The sequence below is a fragment of the Corynebacterium sp. UMB8791 genome, from assembly GCF_054166365.1.
Genome location: NZ_JBSZCG010000101.1, coordinates 1 through 301, shown reverse-complemented (window position 1 = coordinate 301; position 301 = coordinate 1). Strand labels below are relative to the sequence as shown.

1 protein-coding gene is annotated in these 301 nt (G+C 55.1%); it reads left to right on the top strand.

What is annotated here, in order from left to right; genetic code table 11:
• Window positions 1–301: tyrosine--tRNA ligase (gene tyrS, locus ACXIUA_RS02640; RefSeq protein ID WP_457976059.1), on the top strand; the 301-nt coding region annotated here is incomplete at both ends.

The window sequence follows — 301 nt, the reverse complement described above, 5'->3', positions numbered from 1 at the left end:
GAATTGAAGTGGCGCGGGGCCTTAAACCAAGCCACCGACGAAGAAGGCTTACGGGAACTGACCGAAGAAAAGAAGATTGCCCTGTACTGTGGGACCGACCCGTCCGGTGACAGTCTACATATCGGCCACTTAATTCCCTTCATGATGCTCAAGCGGTTCCAATTAGCCGGTCACAAGCCGGTGATCCTGATTGGGGAAGGGACCGGGGCCATCGGGGATCCCTCCGGGCGCAAGACGGAACGGGACCTGGAAACGATGTCCAAACTAGAACAAAACGTCCAATCCCTGACCAAGCAAATGA